Annotated in this window: 17 protein-coding genes; 11 read left to right on the top strand and 6 right to left on the bottom strand. The window is 35.6% G+C overall.

Annotated elements, in window-relative coordinates:
• Positions 1–308 precede the first annotated feature (308 nt).
• Positions 309–677, top strand: coding sequence for a GNAT family N-acetyltransferase RibT (gene ribT / locus ACUN26_RS16915; RefSeq protein ID WP_000908405.1), 369 nt, complete (start codon positions 309–311; stop codon positions 675–677).
• Positions 678–697: 20 nt separating this feature from the next.
• Here the strand turns inward: ribT and ACUN26_RS16910 are convergent, their stop codons facing one another.
• Positions 698–1216, bottom strand: a complete 519-nt coding sequence (locus ACUN26_RS16910; RefSeq protein ID WP_000283584.1) for a DUF309 domain-containing protein — start codon at positions 1214–1216, stop codon at positions 698–700.
• 98 nt (positions 1217–1314) lie between these two features.
• Positions 1315–1410 (bottom strand): YjcZ family sporulation protein, encoded by a 96-nt coding sequence (locus tag ACUN26_RS16905; protein WP_000510194.1) that lies wholly within the window; start codon positions 1408–1410, stop codon positions 1315–1317.
• A 169-nt stretch (positions 1411–1579) separates the two neighbouring features.
• On the opposite strand from ACUN26_RS16905, the gene scpA reads away from it, so the two are divergent.
• The 6 genes from scpA to phnF all read left to right on the top strand — a co-directional run bounded on the left by scpA (position 1580) and on the right by phnF (position 6850).
• A complete protein-coding gene (scpA, locus tag ACUN26_RS16900) occupies positions 1580–2323 on the top strand; it encodes a segregation/condensation protein A (protein ID WP_001199750.1) in 744 nt (247 codons plus the stop codon).
• Between the two features lie 160 nt (positions 2324–2483).
• A complete protein-coding gene (gene scpB / locus ACUN26_RS16895) occupies positions 2484–3056 on the top strand; it encodes a segregation/condensation protein ScpB (protein ID WP_000375175.1) in 573 nt (190 codons plus the stop codon).
• An 80-nt stretch (positions 3057–3136) separates the two neighbouring features.
• On the top strand, positions 3137–4039 hold the full coding sequence (locus ACUN26_RS16890) for a ComEC/Rec2 family competence protein (RefSeq protein WP_000676377.1): 903 nt from the start codon (positions 3137–3139) through the stop codon (positions 4037–4039).
• A gap of 214 nt (positions 4040–4253) precedes the next feature.
• Positions 4254–5396, top strand: coding sequence for an N-acetylglucosamine-6-phosphate deacetylase (gene nagA / locus ACUN26_RS16885; protein ID WP_000856950.1), 1143 nt, complete (start codon positions 4254–4256; stop codon positions 5394–5396).
• A 4-nt stretch (positions 5397–5400) separates the two neighbouring features.
• Complete coding sequence (gene nagB / locus ACUN26_RS16880; protein ID WP_001024199.1) at positions 5401–6189, top strand: glucosamine-6-phosphate deaminase; 789 nt, start codon at positions 5401–5403, stop codon at positions 6187–6189.
• Positions 6119–6850, top strand: a complete 732-nt coding sequence (gene phnF, locus ACUN26_RS16875) for a phosphonate metabolism transcriptional regulator PhnF (protein ID WP_073990542.1) — start codon at positions 6119–6121, stop codon at positions 6848–6850. The genes nagB and phnF overlap by 71 nt, the downstream gene beginning before the upstream one ends.
• 73 nt (positions 6851–6923) lie before the next feature.
• Here phnF and ACUN26_RS16870 read toward each other — a convergent pair whose 3' ends face one another.
• A complete protein-coding gene (locus ACUN26_RS16870) occupies positions 6924–7730 on the bottom strand; it encodes a Cof-type HAD-IIB family hydrolase (RefSeq protein WP_000594219.1) in 807 nt (268 codons plus the stop codon).
• 165 nt (positions 7731–7895) lie between these two features.
• Between ACUN26_RS16870 and glcT the strand changes: the two genes are divergently transcribed.
• The 4 genes from glcT to ptsP all read left to right on the top strand — a co-directional run bounded on the left by glcT (position 7896) and on the right by ptsP (position 13258).
• Positions 7896–8744, top strand: a complete 849-nt coding sequence (gene glcT, locus ACUN26_RS16865; RefSeq protein WP_000073870.1) for a glucose PTS transporter transcription antiterminator GlcT — start codon at positions 7896–7898, stop codon at positions 8742–8744.
• Between the two features lie 339 nt (positions 8745–9083).
• A complete protein-coding gene (gene ptsG / locus ACUN26_RS16860) occupies positions 9084–11147 on the top strand; it encodes a PTS glucose transporter subunit IIABC (RefSeq protein WP_000473188.1) in 2064 nt (687 codons plus the stop codon).
• Between the two features lie 135 nt (positions 11148–11282).
• On the top strand, positions 11283–11546 hold the full coding sequence (gene ptsH, locus ACUN26_RS16855) for a phosphocarrier protein HPr (protein ID WP_000411080.1): 264 nt from the start codon (positions 11283–11285) through the stop codon (positions 11544–11546).
• Complete coding sequence (gene ptsP, locus ACUN26_RS16850) at positions 11546–13258, top strand: phosphoenolpyruvate--protein phosphotransferase (RefSeq protein ID WP_000174209.1); 1713 nt, start codon at positions 11546–11548, stop codon at positions 13256–13258. The genes ptsH and ptsP overlap by 1 nt, the downstream gene beginning before the upstream one ends.
• A gap of 97 nt (positions 13259–13355) precedes the next feature.
• Here ptsP and ACUN26_RS16845 read toward each other — a convergent pair whose 3' ends face one another.
• The 3 genes from ACUN26_RS16845 to ACUN26_RS16835 all read right to left on the bottom strand — a co-directional run bounded on the left by ACUN26_RS16845 (position 13356) and on the right by ACUN26_RS16835 (position 14988).
• Complete coding sequence (locus tag ACUN26_RS16845; RefSeq protein ID WP_000468033.1) at positions 13356–13721, bottom strand: DUF3915 domain-containing protein; 366 nt, start codon at positions 13719–13721, stop codon at positions 13356–13358.
• A gap of 196 nt (positions 13722–13917) precedes the next feature.
• Positions 13918–14136 (bottom strand): hypothetical protein, encoded by a 219-nt coding sequence (locus ACUN26_RS16840; protein WP_000100489.1) that lies wholly within the window; start codon positions 14134–14136, stop codon positions 13918–13920.
• Positions 14137–14370: 234 nt separating this feature from the next.
• Positions 14371–14988, bottom strand: coding sequence for a nitroreductase family protein (locus ACUN26_RS16835; protein ID WP_000180374.1), 618 nt, complete (start codon positions 14986–14988; stop codon positions 14371–14373).
• Positions 14989–15002: the final 14 nt, after the last annotated feature.

Genomic DNA, 15002 nt, shown 5'->3' with positions numbered 1-15002 from the left:
TTTCAATAAACATTTTTTATTATATTAATTTTGCTAGAATTAAGTTGCTCTATGGTGACTAATAATGAAGCGGTAATGAGTAGCGGATGTTACTTTTAACTATCATATAGCATTGTCTTTTTTTAAATCTACTTAGAAAGAAATAGTACTGAAACATATATTTGACTTTCTTCTTTTCGCTTTGTATGATTATCAAGTTGTTTTAGGCTCTTCTCACTCTGTTGAAAATATTGTAAAATGAATGTGATATGAAAAGAGTGATTGAGGGGATTCATAGTTTGTAACTTTTGTAAGAAGGGATAAGGGTTATGTTAATTCGTTTTAAAAAAAGTTATGAAAAAATTGCAATGGGGCTTCTTTCGTTTATGCCAACTGAAAAAGATGTGAAAACATTACAATTGACAATGAAAGAGTATGAAGCGAAAGAGGATTGGCAATTGTATTTGTGGAAGCAAAATGAAGATTTTGTTGGAATAATGGGGATTGTAAAAAAAGAGAATCAAGTATTAGAAATTCAGCATTTGAGTGTGAACCCGTCTCATCGTCATATGGGAATTGGGACGATGATGGTTCAAGAGTTAAAGAGCAAATTTCTTGAGTTTACAATTTGCGGAAATGAGCAAACAGCAAGTTTTTGCGAAAAGTGTAAAGGGCTTGAACAAAATATACATTCATGAAAGCAGGGATAAGTAGTTTATTATCTCTGCTTTCTTTTTTGTAATTGTTCTTTGCGTTCAGTGATGACTTCTGTTCGATCACGTAATGTGTGCTTGTGTAGGATATATTCACTAGGAGTAGCGTTCATATCTTTCCACGGAAGGTTTTGTTTCTGACATAACTGCATACATTTCTTTTCCAATGATGTGTCCGATAATGGTAAAAATAACGGTACAAAACTTTCTTTTTTTTGTATAGATTGCACTCTTTCATTGAGTAAGGGTAGAAGTTGCGTTTGATTGATTCCTAAACGTTGTAAAAGTGCACTGTTTTTTTCTAAAATTGTGATTGCACTTTTCATCATCTTTGTGGCGCCATTCCAGTTAGTGCGTCTTTGGTGGTATAAAGAAACTGCCACTTGAATGAGACCGACTAAGTAATCATCACGATTTCCTCTCGGTTTGGTTTTCCAATACTCTTCCAATATTTCGTGACATTCAAAATAGTCATAGTCTCCGTGAAAATGAATTAAAAATTGTATGTATTCGGTAGGATACATATTTTTCGCCCCTATCTAACGGTTATAAATACAAGTGTATCATAGAAATATGAACAATAAACGACTAGGGGATTTTCCCTAGTCGTTTATTGTTCATGTTAGCAGAAGCAAGCTGCCCCTACAATAATTAGTAAAATAAACAGTACAACAAGTAATGCGAACCCACCGCTAAAACCGCAATCAACGTGACCCATAGTTTTTTGACCTCCTACATTGTTCTTACTACACTGTTATCATATGAAGCTGTGGGCATGATGACATAGGCATAGGTCTATTTTTAATTAAATTTCTTAAAAAGGTTGGATAGAACATGAGTATGCTCTATACTTATGTTGTTATAGAAAAAATGTGGTGGGATGCTTTGTGCAGTATAATTTTAAAGTAGAGGCTTTTGAAGGGCCTTTAGATCTATTGTTACATTTAATACATCGTTATGAAATTGATATATATAATATTCCTGTAGCGGATATTACAGAACAATATTTGTCTTATGTCCATACGATGAAAGAACTACAATTAGATGTTGCAAGTGAGTATTTAGTAATGGCTGCAACGTTATTGCAAATTAAAAGTAAAATGTTGTTGCCGAAACATGAAGAAGATGTACTTGATAATGGTGATGACTTTATAGATGACCCTCGTCAAGAATTGATGGAGAGGTTAATTGAATATAAGAAATATAAGCAAGTTGCTACTGAGTTAAAAGAAAGAGAACAAGAAAGAGCACAGCTATATACACGTCCGCCAATTGATTTTACATCGTTGCAACAAGAAGAGGAGACAAGCTTACCTCTTGATGTTACGTTATATGATATGCTAGCGGCATTTCAAAAATTAATGCGCCGTAAAAAAGCAAAGAAACCTGTAACAGCACGAGTTACTCGTCAAGAAATACCAATTGAACAAAGAATGACTGATATTCTAAAACAGTTAGAAATAAAAGGTGGCCGTCAAAGTTTTTATGATTTGTTTGCTGATGAAGAACGTGAAATAATGGTTGTAACATTTTTAGCGGTTCTTGAGCTTATGAAAAAACAACAAATTAGCATTGAGCAAGAACATAATTTTGATGAAATTTTTGTATCGAGTTCTAATAAATCCGCATAGAGCTTGTATGGGAAATGGGATAGAGAAACAGTTTATCTCATGTTACGTTTTAATGAATCGTTTGGAACAAGAAAAGAAATATTGAACCGAACGCATTGATTGTGATTCGGTTTTTTGATGTGTATTTTTAATGAGAAAATAGGAGGAAGGAGCTCGGACAATGGATAGAAAAGAACAAAAATCAATCATTGAAGGGCTTTTGTTTGTTTCTGGTGATGAAGGGATTTATCCAGAACAAATAGCGAAAGTTCTTGAAATTGAAGTGAATGAAGTAATAGATATTTTAGAAGAAATGCAAAAAGAATATGAAGGTGCACATCGCGGTTTGCAAATTGTACAATATGCAAAAGTATATCGCTTTGCTACAAAGAAAGAACATGCTTCGTACTATCAGAAATTAATAGATATCCCAACAGCTGCCTCACTCTCTCAAGCTGCTCTTGAAACGTTAGCGATCGTTGCATATCGTCAACCGATTACAAGGACAGAAATGGAAGAGATTCGAGGGGTAAAAACGGACAAGGCACTACAAACGTTAGTTTCACACTTACTTATAAAAGAAACTGGCCGAGCAGAAGGTCCAGGGCGTCCTATTTTATATGGAACGACAAAAGAATTTTTGGACACATTTGGATTGAAAACATTAGATGATTTACCGCTACTTTCTGAAGAGAGTGAACAAATGAATGAAGCAGATTTATTCTTCGGTTCTTTACAAGAAATATCAAAATAAAAGCTTAGCATTTTGCTAAGCTTTTTTTGTATATCAATTATATCCCGTGCCATACTAAGTGAAAAAAAAGGAGACGAGTTATGAAGGGTATACGAAGTATTTTGTTGTTAATTTCTGTTTTATTATGTTTTTCTTTAAATAGTACCTCGGCTAAAAGATATATGATGTCTATTCATGCTACGTCTCCTTTACATATGCAGCGGCAACATCTTAGTAAAATGCAAGTGAACTTTTTAAAAGTTGGACAAGGTGATGCAACACTTATTGTATTGCCAAATGGACAAACAATGTTAATTGATGGAGGACCTTATGAAGCAGGAGAGGTTATTATTCAAAAACTAATCGAAAAAGGGATAAACCATTTAGATGTTATTGTCAGTACGCATCCTGATATGGATCATATTGGTGGACTAATTCCGATTGTAGAGCAAATGCCGGTCTCACTTATACTAGATAGTGGAAAAACATATAGCTCTTTTACATATCATACGTATCGAAATAATATTAAGAAAAGGGGAATACCTTTTGTTTCGGTAAAGGAAGGACAATATATACCGCTAGATCCACATGTTTCTATACAGGTATTAAACAATGGGAAATCGAAAGATGAAAATAATGAATCCTCAATTGTTTTAAAGGTTCGATATGGAAAGGCTGACTTTTTATTGATGGGCGATGCTGATGTACGGACGGAACATGAGATATTAAAGCAATTTGATGTACATGCAGATATATTAAAAGTTGGGCATCATGGCTCATATACTTCAACAAGTGAAACGTTTATAAAAAAAGTAGAACCACAGTTCGCTATTCTTTCGTATGGGAGTAGCAATCCGTATGGCCATCCTCACCAAAGTGTAGTAAGGAGATTGAAACGGCACGGTATAATGATATATGGAACAAATAAACGCACTGTAGAAGTGAATACAGATGGGGAACATATTATGATAGGGTCTAGTGGATTAATGCCATTATTGAAGTAATTCATACATTAGAGATGGAGACCGTCCCTTTTTGGAAAAAATGAATAACATATATTATAATTACGAGAGACGTAATTATAATATATGTTTCGTTAAACAAAATGGAAATTTCATTAGAATGTATAGACAACTACTCGTGCGTATATTAAGATAGAATTAGGCGAATAAGGTAATAAGAACAAGTAGGAAAGTTTATGGGAAAGGGTCGATGAAAATGAAAACGCAAATTGTCATCAATGCCAAAATTTACACAGGTCAAGAAGTAGTGGAAAACGGATTTATTCGTTACGCAGAAACAATTAAAGAAATTGGTTTGATGGCTCAATATGTACCACAAGAAGATGAAACTGTTATTGATGCTACAGGGAAGATTGTAATTCCAGGTATGATCGATGTTCATATTCATGGTGGATACGATATTGATGCGATGGATGCAAATAGCGATGGATTAGTAACTCTAGGTAAAGAAATGTTAAAAGAAGGGGTTACAACTTACTTCCCGACAACAATGACACAAGCTCCAGAAGCGATAGAAGCGGCACTAAGTGCTGCAAAGGAAGCGAAAGAAAAAGGAGCACATTTCGAATATATTCATTTAGAAGGACCGTATGTTTCAAAAAAACGTGCAGGTGCACAACCACTAGAACATATCGTTCCTGCGAATATTGAACAGTTTAAACAATGGCAGGAAGCAAGCGGTAATTTAATTAAGTTAGTAACATATGCACCAGAGGAAGAAGGAGCATTAGAGTTTGACCAGTATCTTGCTGAAACTGGTGTTGTTGGCACAATGGGGCATACAGATGCAATTGATGCGCAACTAAAAAATAGAAACATTACACATGCAACACATTTGTACAATCAAATGCGTGGATTACATCACCGTGAACCAGGAGTTGTTGGTCATGTGTTATTAAATCCAGATGTAATGGTTGAAGTAATTACAGATGGCATTCATATTCACCCTGATATGGTGAAATTAGCATATAAATTAAAAGGACCGAAAAAAGTAAGTGTCATTACTGACGCAATGCGAGCAAAAGGTCTTGAAGATGGATTATATGAACTTGGCGGACAGCCAGTACATGTAAAAGATGGTAGTGCTCGATTAGAAGATGGAACGTTAGCTGGTAGTATTCTAAAAATGGATCAAGCTTTCCGAAATGTAATTGAATTTACAGGATGTTCAATCGAAGACGCAGTACGTATGACATCAGTTAACCAGGCAGAAGAGTTTGGATTAAATAATAAAGGTGCGTTAGCGGTAGGGAAAGATGCAGACTTTGTTGTGATGACTGAAAATTTACATGTATATGATACCGTTCGTTTAGGAATTCATATGAAGGAAGGGAAGTAATTAAATGAATATTCTTGTTGTAAAAACTCCAGAAGAATTAGCAGAAGCAGGTTATAAATTAATTGAAGAAGTTGTAAAATCAAAAGAAAATCCAACATTAGGAATGGCTACAGGAAGCTCTCCATTAGGTATTTATGCAGAAATGCGAAAAAATAAACTTGATACAAGTCATGCAACCACTGTAAACTTAGATGAGTACGTAAATTTACCACACGAAGATAAAAACAGCTATCACTATTTCATGCAAGAACAGTTGTTTGATTATCTTCCATTTAAACAAACTTATGTACCAAACGGGATGGCAAGTGATTTAGAGGAAGAGTGCACACGTTACGAGAGCATTCTAGCTGCTAACCCAGTTGACCTACAGATTCTTGGAATCGGTGAAAACGGTCACATCGGATTTAACGAGCCAGGAACAGCATTTAATTCTCCAACTAACATTGTTGAATTAACAGAATCTACACGCCAAGCAAACCTTCGTTTCTTCGAAAAAGAAGAAGATGTGCCAACTCATGCGATTACAATGGGAATTGGAAGCATTATGAAAGCAAAACAAATCCTACTTGTTGCTATGGGGCCTAAAAAGGCAGAAGCACTTAAAGAGTTATTGCAAGGTGAATATAGTGAAGCGTGTCCTGCTACAGTTTTACAACGTCATCCGAATGTAACCGTAATCGCTGATCAAGAAGCTCTATCTTTATGCAGTGAGGCGATTGCTGATGAACATCGACAAGTATTCACCATTTCCGATCTATTATCAGATTCAAGAGTGGGTGAAACAGCTAATTGAGGACGGCGAATGGAAGCCGGGAGACAAAATCCCATCTGAGAATGAACTTTGTGATAAGTTCGAAGTGAGTCGTATGACAATCAGACAGGCGATTAATAATTTAGTGGAACAAGGCTATTTATATCGGAAACGTGGAATTGGAACGTTTGTCCAACTTCCGAAAGTGGAACAAAAATTGCAAGGAATGACGGGATTCACAGAAGATATGATTTCTCGCGGGATGAACCCAAGTAGTCAATTACTTAGTTTCCGCCTAGTTCCAGCTACTGCGAAAATAGCAGACCGGTTGAGAATACAGGAGGGGGAGTCGGTTTATGAAGTGAGGCGTATTCGCTTAGCTGATGATGAACCGATTGCTTTTGAGACGACATATTTGTCGCCAGCTCTTGTAAAAGATATTAACGAAGAAATATTGCAACAATCTTTATATGAACATTTAGAGAAAAAACTGGGCTTTAAGCTTGTTAGCGCTACTCAATCAATTGAAGCTTCCATTGCAACGGATAATGAAGCTGAACATCTGCATATTCCTAAAAAGGCGCCTGTGCTTGTAATGCGCCAATGGTCATATTCAGAAGGTGAGATACCGTTAGAGTATGTGAAATGTATTTATCGTGGGGATCGTTATAAATTTATTACAAACATCGCACGTAACAAATAATATATTTCAGTTTGTAAAGTACAGTAAATTTTAAAGTGTTTAACATGTAAAGAAATAAAAATACGACTCATCCTTATAAGGAGTGAGTCGTATTTTTATTATGAGTAATTACGTGGTTAACAGCATCTTTAACCGTATTTACTACATAGTGAGCGTGCTCTTTTACTGCGTCATCTGCTTGAGACATAGCAAAACTGTGAGGAGTTAAAGAGAACATTGGAATATCATTATAAGAATCCCCTATGCAAGCAATTTCCTCTGGTTGTATTTGAAATTCTTTTAATAAAATAGAAATAGCAGAACCTTTACTAATATTAGGTGGCATTACATCTAAACATTGTTCTGCTGAAATGAAGGTGCTAACTTTCCCATGAAATTTTTCATCAATTTTTTTCTGAAGGAGTTGTAAGCTTTCCTTCGTTCCACCGACAGAAATTTTATTTGGAAAAATTGTATCATCAATTTTCTGTAATAGATTAGGTTCTTCAACAGAAGTCATCGTTACTTGTTGTTCAAGTTCATGAATAAACGGTGTTTTTTCTTCAATGTAGTAGCTATGTTCATCACTTACATAACGGAAATAAGGGTCTTCATTTGTCATAGCTAACAAATCTGGAAGAATGCTGGAATCGAAAGTTGCAGATAATAGCTTCTTATTTTCATGTGTATATACAAAAACACCATTTACACTAATGCGATGGAAATTTGTATTAACCGCTCTCATTAAGTCTGCAATTTCATTATCAAGTCTTCCAGAAGCGAAACAAAGAATTACATTTTGTTCAGCTAAGCTGCGCAAAGCGATAATATCTTGTTCGTCGATAAAACCTCCGTGTTGCATCATTGTTCCATCAATATCACTTACAAACATTTTAATCATGTTGCAATCTCCTTTCTATGTACAGTTGCCCTTACATTATACGCATCATATACAAACATGTCTAAAAAATGAATTTTTATTAAATGGTAGATGTTTTACATTGACGACAAAGAAGAATATTCTGTAACATAAAAGCAGGCTATTTAAGTACGAGGGTGGTGTTATATGAGTAATTATCTAGAAATTAAAAAAGTTTTAAATAATAATGTCATCATTGCTAGCCATCCTGAACACGAGGAAGTAGTAGTGATTGGTAAAGGAATTGGATTTGGAAAAAAAGCGAAAGATGTATTGGAGCAAGTACAAATTGAAAAAATGTTTGTTTTAAAAAATGAACGTGATCGAGAACAATACAAACTGTTAGTGCCGCATGTGAGTGAAAAATTAATTGAATTAATGAATGACATTATGTTCTACATTCAAGAAAAGGCAAAATCGCCATTAAATGAACATATTCACATCGCTTTAACAGATCATATTTCTTTTGCAGTTAAGCGGTTAAAACAAGGACTTACAATAGATAATCCTTTTCTGGTTGAAACGAAAATGCTATATCCAGAAGAATACGAAATTGCTGAAGGTGTTGTAGACCTTTTAAATTCTCGTTTGCAAATTACATTGCCAGAAGGAGAAATTGGTTTTATTGCACTCCATATTTACAGTTCACTTACAAATTCAGATTTATCTTCAGTTAATCAAAACTCCCGTCTCATTGCACAACTTGTATCTTTAATTGAAACAAGCTTACAAATTACATTAGACCAAGAAAGTATTCACTATTTGCGCCTTATTCGTCATTTACAATATGCTATTGAACGGGTGAAAAAGGGAGAAAAAGTTGAGGAATCACAAAGCTTTGCTGATTTATTAAAGGCAGAATATCCCGTCTGTTATAATTTAGCCTGGAAGCTGGTTAAGGTCATGCAAAAAGAATTGCAATTGCCTGTATATGAAGCTGAAAGTATTTATTTAACAATGCACTTGCAACGATTAGTGAAAGCGGAGCATGTGTAAAAAGACATATATTTTTGTCTAAAATGAAAACGTTAAAAAAAATCATTGAATCGCTTACAATAGTTATGTATAATAACTATTGCAAAGTTATACAAATTTCGACAAACACATTAAGGTAAGTAACGAAAACGTTTGCCTTAATTATAGTGAACTTATACGTAAACCTATTTTTGACACGTGTTACTGATTCGATCAGGCATGAGTGGAGAAAAGCCAGGAATGTAAGCTAGAGAAAGGGATATACTACCCTTTGTATAGCTATCGTTCTATCTTTTTTTCCTCATGCCTTTTTGGCGTTTGTCGGAAGGTATCAATATAGATAAGAGAGGAAGGGTTTCCATGTTTAAGAAGATCTTTGGTGTTCTTCAAAAAGTCGGGAAAGCGTTAATGCTTCCAGTAGCGATTTTACCGGCAGCAGGTATTTTACTTGGATTTGGTAATGCATTTCAAAATCCACAGTTAACAAATGTTATTCCTGCTTTAAAAGCAGATTGGTTCGTAATGGTTGCAAAAATTATGGAACAATCTGGTGATATTATTTTCGCTAACCTTGCATTATTATTCGCAGTTGGGGTAGCAATTGGTTTAGCAGGTGGAGACGGAGTAGCTGGTTTAGCAGCATTCGTTGGCTACCTAATTATGAACAAAACGATGAGTGTGTTCTTAGAAGTAGATAAGTTAGTAAAAGTAACAAGTTCTGGAGCAGACCCAGTGAAAATTGGATTTGCAGATCCAGCATATGCGAATGTATTAGGAATTCCAACGCTACAAACAGGAGTATTTGGTGGTATTATCGTCGGTATAGTAGCGGCATATTGCTATAATAAATACTTCAATATTGAATTACCTTCATACCTAGGTTTCTTTGCAGGTAAGCGTTTCGTACCGATCGCAACTGCAACATTCTCTTTAGTAGTAGGTATTATCATGTGCTTCATTTGGCCATACATTCAAGGTGGCTTAAATACGTTCTCACATCAAATGATTGATGCGAATAGAACGTTAGCAGCATTTATTTTTGGTTTAATTGAACGTTCATTAATTCCATTTGGATTACATCACATTTTCTATTCACCGTTCTGGTTCGAATTTGGTCAGTACACAAATGCGGCTGGCGAATTAATCCGCGGTGACCAAAAAATCTTTATGGCACAGTTAAAAGATGGTGTAGAATTAACAGCAGGTACATTTACAACTGGTAAGTATCCGTTCATGATGTTCGGTCTTCCAGCAGCAGCTTTAGCAATGTACCATGAAGCACGTCCAGAAAATAAAAAATTAGCAGCTGGTATTTTAGGTTCTGCTGCATTAACATCTTTCTTAACAGGTATTACAGAACCACTTGAATTTTCATTCTTATTCGTAGCACCAGTATTATTCGGAATTCACGCTGTATTTGCTGGTCTATCATTTATGACAATGCAAATTTTAGGTGTTAAAATTGGTATGACATTCTCTGGTGGTTTAATCGACTTTATGTTATTCGGTGTATTACCAGGCCGTACAGCATGGTGGTGGGTAATTATTGTTGGTCTTGTACTAGCAGTTATTTACTACTTCGGATTCCGCTTTGCAATCCGTAAATGGAATTTAAAAACACCTGGTCGTGAAGTAGCAAATGCGAATGACGGCGCAGGAAAAACAGAAGCAGGTGAACTTCCTCGAGAAGTATTAGTAGCACTTGGTGGTAAAGAAAACATTGCTTCTTTAGATGCTTGTATTACTCGTTTACGTGTTCAAGTTAACGAACAAAAGAATGTAAACAAAGACCGCTTAAAAGAACTTGGAGCGGCTGGTGTACTTGAAGTTGGAAATAACATTCAAGCTATTTTCGGACCAAAATCTGACACATTAAAATCACAAATTCATGATATTATGTCAGGCCGTACACCTCATGTTGAAAAAGAAGAGCCTGTAAAGGTAGAAGAAACTCCTCAAAAAGTTGATGAAAATGAAACAATCGTATCACCAATTGAAGGGAAAATCTTACCGATTACAGAAGTACCTGATCAAGTATTCTCAGGAAAAATGATGGGAGACGGATTTGCAATCGAGCCAACAGAAGGAACAGTAGTTTCTCCAGTTAATGGTGAGATCGTCAATGTATTCCCTACAAAGCATGCGATTGGTATTCAATCTGAGGGTGGAAAAGAGATATTAATTCACTTTGGTATTGATACTGTAAAATTAAATGGTGAAGGATTTGAGGCACTTGTAGCACAAGGCGACAAAGTGAAACAAGGACAACCATTATTAAAAGTAGATCTTACATTCATAAAAGAAAATGCACCATCTATTATTACGCCAATTGTATTTACAAATTTACAACAAGGGCAACAAGTCGAATTGAAAAAAGATGGAAATGTTAAGAAGGGCGAAAACGCTATTATTGACATTCAGTAGGAATTTGACGCAAAATGTTTATAATTATAATAGGCGATGTGGTTGACCGAACATCGCCTATTATATACAATAGATGATGTAGTACTCACGTCTATACAACTAAAAAAAACTGTAATTTAAAGGAGATAAATTATCATGGAAAAAATCTTTAAAGTAACAAGCGACTCAGGAATTCATGCACGTCCAGCAACTCTACTTGTAAACACTGCAAGCAAATTTGGTTCTGACATTAACTTAGAGTATAACGGAAAAAACGTTAACTTAAAATCAATCATGGGCGTTATGTCTTTAGGCATTCAACAAAACGCAGAAATTAAAATCACTGCAAATGGTGATGATGCAGCTCAAGCACTAGCAGCTATCGAAGAAACTATGAAAAACGAAGGATTAGGAGAATAATGACTCTTAATATTCAAGGGATCGCTGCATCAAGTGGGATTGCTATTGCAAAGGCTTTCAGACTTGAGAATCCTGAATTTAACATTGAAAAGAAATCAATTACAAACGAAGCTGCTGAAATTGCACGCTTAGACGCTGCGCTTGAGAAAGCAAAAACTGAATTAGAAGCAATTAAGGACCACGCTTTTGCTGAGCTGGGTGCTGATAAAGCTGCGATCTTTGAAGCACATTTATTAGTATTAAATGATCCAGAACTAGTAAACCCGGTAAAAGATAAAGTAAATAGCGAAAAAGTAAATGCTGAATTTGCAATGGATGAAGTTGCATCAATGTTTATTTCTATGTTTGAAAACATGGATAACGAATATATGAAAGAACGTGCTGCGGACATTCGTGACGTAACAAAACGCGTTCTTGCACATTTACTAGGAATTAACTTCTCAAACCCTGGTACAATTTCTGAAGAAGTAATCATTATTGCTGAAGATTTAACACCATCTGATACAGCTCAGTTAAACCGTAAGTATGCAAAAGGTTTCACGACTGATATCGGTGGACGTACATCTCACTCTGCAATTATGGCTCGTTCTATGGAAATTCCTGCAGTTGTTGGTACGAAAGTTGTTATGGAGAAAATCCAAAATGGCGATATCGTAATCATTGACGGTTTAGATGGAGAAGTAATTGTAAACCCATCGGAAGAAACTCTTCGTTCTTTTGAAGAAAAGAAAGCGAAATTTGAAGAGCAAAAAGCAATATGGGCAAAATTAAAAGACCAAGCTACTGTAACGAGCGATGGACATCACGTTGAGCTTGTTGCTAATATCGGAACACCAAATGATGTACAAGGTATTATCGATAATGGCGGAGAAGGCGTTGGTTTATACCGTACAGAATTCTTATACATGGGCCGTGACAATCTTCCAACAGAAGAAGAGCAGTTCGAGGCGTATAAAGCAGTTCTTGAAGGTGTAAAAGAAGGTCAACCTGTTGTTGTTCGTACACTTGACATCGGTGGAGATAAAGAGCTTCCATACTTACATTTACCAAAAGAAATGAACCCATTCTTAGGATACCGTGCAATTCGCTTATGTCTTGATGAGCAAGATGTGTTCCGTACACAACTTCGTGCATTACTTCGTGCTAGCGTATACGGTAACTTAAAAATTATGTTCCCAATGATTGCAACTCTTGATGAGTTCCGTCAAGCGAAAGCGATTTTATTAGAAGAGAAAGCAAAGCTTGTAGAAGCGGGTACAACTGTTTCTGATTCTATTGAAGTGGGTATGATGGTTGAAATTCCAGCTTCAGCAGTATTAGCAGATCAATTCGCAAAAGAAGTTGATTTCTTCTCTATCGGAACAAATGACTTAATCCAATACACAATGGCTGCAGACCGTATGAACGAACGTGTAGCTTACTTATATCAACCATATAACCCATCTATTTTACGTCTTGTAAAAATGGTTATCGATGCTGCTCATAAAGAGGGCAAATGGGCTGGTATGTGTGGTGAGATGGCGGGAGATTCACTTGCTATCCCATTATTATTAGGATTAGGCTTAGATGAGTTCAGTATGAGTGCAACATCTATCCTTCCTGCAAGAACACAACTAAGCAAGTTGTCAAAAGCAGAAATGGAAACATTAGCAGAAAAAGCATTAACAATGTCAACTGCTGAAGAAGTTGTTGAATTAGTTAAAAGCATATAATCAATAAAAAAACCTGAGTCGATTTGAAATCGGTCTCAGGTTTTTTCTATGAGAAAAGTAAATCTTATTTGCTTACTATCGAGGATAAGAGACAGAATTAGATAGCGATTGCAACGATATCAGTTGGGCATACACGTAAAATACCAGTAAAAGTATTTCGATTTTGATTGTTCTTATCGTCTTTATTGTTATCTTTGTCGTCTTTGTTATTACGAGCTAAAGCAGAGAAAAGAGCAACACCGTTAGCGAAACCTTCAAAAATTACATTGTTGAAAGTACCATTACCTCTAATGCTTAAAAGAGAAAGCTCTGTTCCAACTGAAATGCTAGCAAGTACGTTACATACAGCTGGTTGTTGTGGTTTTACCTCTCTCTCTTTCTCACGATGGTCGCGATGGTCACACTCTCTTTCACGATGATGACAGTCTCTAAAGTTATCACAGCATCCAAATGATCCAAACATAATCCTCATCACCCCCTTCACACTTATAATCTATGTAAGTTCGGTAGTTAGTGACTGGACAGAGCGTGGAATTTTTTCTAGGGTATTTTCTCATTTTAAAAGACTAGCTGGGTGTTTAGTACGGAATGATGTTTAAAATAGGGGAAATATCACAAAAAAGTGTAAAGACCACCAAAATGAATGAAATAGGTAGGCTTTACACTTTTTTACTTTTATATAAAACAATGATATATACTGGGAGAGCTAAGAGTAATGGTGCAATGGATCGCGCAGTATGTTTTTCTGCGTCTAATTGGAACGCTTCTTCTTTTGGGAATTGTAACACTGATATGTTTGCAGCATCGCCAATAAAATATAGAAGTAGTACAGTTACTATGTAACTTAAAAGTGCGATAAAGCTTCCGTATGAACTCAATGAAAATCCCTCTCTTGTTATCTATTTGTTATCATTGTATCATAATTGTAACAAAAATACACGGTTATATTTCGATGTTTTAACAAATTTCGACACAAAACGTCATATTTGTTTATGGAATTAACATAAACTGTACTGTTTATCTATCTGTAGATATCGAATAACACATTGTAATATTACGGATGTGTGACAGAGTATAAAAAAACGAAGGTAATGAAATTACCTTCGTTTTTACTATTTTGCCCATTCACTCACTTGCTCTACGCTCATTCGTGGTGCAGGGTGGCCTTTTAAAGTTGATTCACCAATTGTAATAAGCATAATTGGTACGTATCGAGATGAAACATTGAATTCTTCTGTAAGTGCTTGTGGATTGAAACCACCGATAGCGCAAGTGTCCCAGCCAGTTGCTTTAGCTGCAAGCATAAGTTGCATTGCTGCTAAAGATGCATTTGAAAAAGCAGCATCTCTTGGGAATTGTTCACGAGTATATGCAGATTCAATGTTTTTAGCTAAGCGCTCTTTTGCTTCTTCTTTCATAAAGCCTTGTTCAACAATTGGACCATAAACGGGTTCAACATTTTTATAAGCTTCTAAATCACCTAAAACAGCGACTACTGCAGAAGCATCGAGAATTTGTTGTTGGTTATAAGCAATTGGGTGTAATCGTTTTTGTACATCTTCTCCTTGGAAAACAAGGAATTTCCAGTGTTGCAGGTTCCAAGCAGAAGGTGCTTGTGCAGCTGCTTTTAAAATTTCATGTAATTCTGTCGATGAAATTTCTTTGTCTGGGTTGAATGCACGTGTAGACGTGCGTTCATATAGAACGTTAAAAAAGTTATCGTTTGTCATTATATATCCTCCAA

This window comes from Bacillus sp. WC2503 (genome assembly GCF_052682895.1).
The sequence above is the reverse complement of the archived record's forward strand: the minus strand, read 5'-3'. Positions and strand labels throughout refer to the sequence as shown.

Excerpts from the sequence above, each read along its gene's own strand:
- ribT (WP_000908405.1), top strand. The coding sequence starts at position 309 with ATGTTAATTCGTTTTAAAAAAAGTTATGAAAAAATTGCAATGGGGCTT.
- ACUN26_RS16910 (WP_000283584.1), bottom strand. The coding sequence starts at position 1,216 with ATGTATCCTACCGAATACATACAATTTTTAATTCATTTTCACGGAGAC.
- ACUN26_RS16905 (WP_000510194.1), bottom strand. The coding sequence starts at position 1,410 with ATGGGTCACGTTGATTGCGGTTTTAGCGGTGGGTTCGCATTACTTGTT.
- scpB (WP_000375175.1), top strand. The coding sequence starts at position 2,484 with ATGGATAGAAAAGAACAAAAATCAATCATTGAAGGGCTTTTGTTTGTT.
- ACUN26_RS16890 (WP_000676377.1), top strand. The coding sequence starts at position 3,137 with ATGAAGGGTATACGAAGTATTTTGTTGTTAATTTCTGTTTTATTATGT.
- nagA (WP_000856950.1), top strand. The coding sequence starts at position 4,254 with ATGAAAACGCAAATTGTCATCAATGCCAAAATTTACACAGGTCAAGAA.
- nagB (WP_001024199.1), top strand. The coding sequence starts at position 5,401 with ATGAATATTCTTGTTGTAAAAACTCCAGAAGAATTAGCAGAAGCAGGT.
- phnF (WP_073990542.1), top strand. The coding sequence starts at position 6,119 with ATGAACATCGACAAGTATTCACCATTTCCGATCTATTATCAGATTCAA.
- ACUN26_RS16870 (WP_000594219.1), bottom strand. The coding sequence starts at position 7,730 with ATGATTAAAATGTTTGTAAGTGATATTGATGGAACAATGATGCAACAC.
- glcT (WP_000073870.1), top strand. The coding sequence starts at position 7,896 with ATGAGTAATTATCTAGAAATTAAAAAAGTTTTAAATAATAATGTCATC.
- ptsG (WP_000473188.1), top strand. The coding sequence starts at position 9,084 with ATGTTTAAGAAGATCTTTGGTGTTCTTCAAAAAGTCGGGAAAGCGTTA.
- ptsH (WP_000411080.1), top strand. The coding sequence starts at position 11,283 with ATGGAAAAAATCTTTAAAGTAACAAGCGACTCAGGAATTCATGCACGT.
- ptsP (WP_000174209.1), top strand. The coding sequence starts at position 11,546 with ATGACTCTTAATATTCAAGGGATCGCTGCATCAAGTGGGATTGCTATT.
- ACUN26_RS16845 (WP_000468033.1), bottom strand. The coding sequence starts at position 13,721 with ATGTTTGGATCATTTGGATGCTGTGATAACTTTAGAGACTGTCATCAT.
- ACUN26_RS16835 (WP_000180374.1), bottom strand. The coding sequence starts at position 14,988 with ATGACAAACGATAACTTTTTTAACGTTCTATATGAACGCACGTCTACA.